At 51.5% G+C, this 2656-nt stretch carries 1 protein-coding gene and 2 pseudogenes; all 3 read left to right on the top strand.

What is annotated here, in order from left to right; translation table 11 throughout:
* Window positions 1-158: 158 nt before the first annotated feature.
* Window positions 159-518: a DUF3847 domain-containing protein gene (locus AC075L_RS07480; RefSeq protein ID WP_476387471.1), complete on the top strand. Its 360-nt coding sequence runs from the start codon at window positions 159-161 to the stop codon at window positions 516-518.
* Window positions 484-1937: pseudogene (gene mobQ / locus AC075L_RS07475) on the top strand (MobQ family relaxase). Before AC075L_RS07480 ends, mobQ begins: the two are co-directional and overlap by 35 nt.
* Window positions 1934-2656, top strand: a pseudogene (locus AC075L_RS07470) (DUF3991 domain-containing protein); the annotation flags it as partial. The pseudogenes mobQ and AC075L_RS07470, both read left to right, overlap by 4 nt.

Genomic DNA, 2656 nt, shown 5'->3' with positions numbered 1-2656 from the left:
CCTTGTGGACTTGCCGTCCGCAAACAGCATGAAATGCTGTTCGCCGCCAGTAAGTTTAGAAAAACAAATACCGAAAATCAGACCGTTGACTGGTCGCAATGTGCGAAAAGTTGACGGTCTTTTTTTATCCCCAAAATCAAAAAAGGAGGTCAATTACAATGACAAAACCGAAAACCCTCGACCAGCTCCAAGCCGAAAAGGAGCAAGCCGAGACGCAGCTTGCACAGGAACAGCACAAGCTGGAGCGTCTGGAGAACCGAAAGAGGTATCTGGAGAAAGGCGAACGCACCAAGCGCACCCACCGCCTTTGCAATCTGGGCGGTACGGTTGAGAGCCTTGCCCCAGAGGTCAAAGATCTCACACGCACCGAAATGACAGAGCTGATGGAACACATCTTTTCTCTGCCCGAAGTCCAGCGAGCCGTCCGTCACATGGCGATTACTCACATCAACCAAGCGAACAGAGAAAAGGAGTTGAAAGCCGATGGCACTATTTCATCTGAGCGTCACGCAGACTAAGCGAAGCTCAGGACAGTCCGCTATTGCTTCTGCCGCCTACCGTGCCGGGGAGCGATTGTATAGCGAGTATTACGGCGAATATAGCGACTACACCCGCAAGGGCGGCGTGATCTGCTCCGATATTCTCCTGCCGTCCCATGCACCGCCCGAATACGCAGACTGCCAGACGCTATGGAACGCCGTGGAAAAAGCCGAGCGTGGAAAGAACGCCCAGCTTGCATACAGTTTTGACATTGCCTTGCAGAATGAATTTTCCCTTGAGGAAAACATCGCTCTTGCAAGGCAATTTTTATTGGAGAACTTTGTGAGCCGGGGCATGGTGGTTGACTTCGCCGTACACAAGCCAGACCGGGAGGACGGAGGCATACCAAACCCGCACTTCCATGTGCTTTGCCCTATCCGTCCCATTGAGCAGAACGGCAAATGGGGACTAAAGCAACGCCGGGTGTATGAGCTGGACGAGGACGGCAACCGTATCCGAGACCAGAATGGCGAGTTTATTTTCAACGCCGTTCCCACTACCGACTGGGGCAGTCCCGAAACGCTGGAATAACGGCGGCAGACATGGGCGGAGCTATGCAATGGTAAGTTTGCGGAAAAGGGGCTTGACGTTCGTATCGACCACCGAAGCTATGAGCGTCAGGGCGTGGAGCTTCTTCCAACCGTCCACGAGGGCGCAACCGTCCGGGCAATGGAGAAGAAGGCATACGCACCGAGAAAGGCGAGTTCAACCGCTGGATTAAAGCCACCAACGCCGTTATTCGAGACATCAAAAAGAAAATCACTCTCCTGTTCGATTGGATTGCTGAAGCAAAAGCGGAGCTTGCCAAGCCACAGGCACCCGACCTTGTTTCTTTGCTGAACGCCTATTACACCCAGCGCAAAGCCGGGGCGTATTCCCAGAAAGGCAAAATCAGCAACCTAAAGGAGATGAACGATACTTTCAATTATCTCCGGGCAAACGGCATTTACTCCCTTGAGGATTTGGAACGCCGTGTCAGCAAACACAGTGCTGCCACAGAGAGCTTGAAGAAAACGCTGAACGAACAGACCGCTCGAATGAAAGCAATTAAGCAGCTCTATGACAGCTCCGCTGCTTTCCAGAGCATGAAGCCTGTCTATAACGGCTTGCAGAAAATCAAGTTTGAGAAGCCCAGAGCCAAGTACAAGGCAGAGCATGAAACGGAACTGAAACAGTTCTACGCCGGCAGACGCAAGCTGACCGAAGAGTATGACGAGCTGGAACAGGCGCACAACACCACCTATGGCGAGTTTAAGACCGTCAGAGACAATTTACACCGTCTTTGAAAGGTCAAGTCATGTGTAGATACTGCCGCCCGATTTAACGAGCGTACAGAGGAACAAAAGCTCCAAAATCGACCCCAAACACGACAGAAAAAGGAGAAACTATCCCGATGAATTACACCCAAGCGCAGATAGACCGGGCGAATGCCGTCAGTCTGGAAGATTTTCTCCGCACACAGGGAGAGACACTTATAAAAGCGGACGAGAATACCGCTGGAAAGAACATGACAGCCTGACCGTCCTGGGAAACAAGTGGTTTCGCCACAGCCAGAGTAAGGGCGGCTATTCCATTGATTTTGTCATGGAGTTTTACGGAAAGTCCTTTCCCGAAGCCGTCCAGCTCCTGACCGGCGAAAGCGACGAGAGGTAGACCGAAGCCAGCACAGCACCGCCCACAGCGTTTCACTTGCCTTTGCACAACAGAACAGCCGACAGAGCAATTCAATATCCTTGCGAAAGTCGAGGTCTCAACAAAACGCTTGTTGAGACTTTTCTTCTTTCCGGGGATATTTACGAGGACGCAAAGCGGCACAATGTTGTTTTTGTCGGCAGAGACAGAAACGGTACGCCGAGATACGCCCATGTGCGAGGAACGGCAGACACATTCAGACAGGATATTACCGGGTCTGACAAGTCCTATCCGTTCCGCTATGAGGGAAACGGCAACTAGCTCTTTGTTTTTGAAGCGCCGATAGATCTTTTGTCCTTTATCTGTCTTTATCCGCAGGACTGGCAGAAAAGAAATTATCTTGCCCTGGGCGGCGTTTCGGGCAAAGCTCTTGACCGTTTTCTTTCTGAACGCAAGGACACCCAAAAAGTATTCCTTTGCCTTG

Source organism: Blautia sp. ZXY-1-B12 (genome assembly GCF_056339915.1).
The sequence above is the reverse complement of the archived record's forward strand: the minus strand, read 5'-3'. Positions and strand labels throughout refer to the sequence as shown.

What these genes read in the sequence shown, in the direction of transcription:
- AC075L_RS07480 (WP_476387471.1), top strand. Translation starts at nt 159, where the DNA reads ATGACAAAACCGAAAACCCTCGACCAGCTCCAAGCCGAAAAGGAGCAA.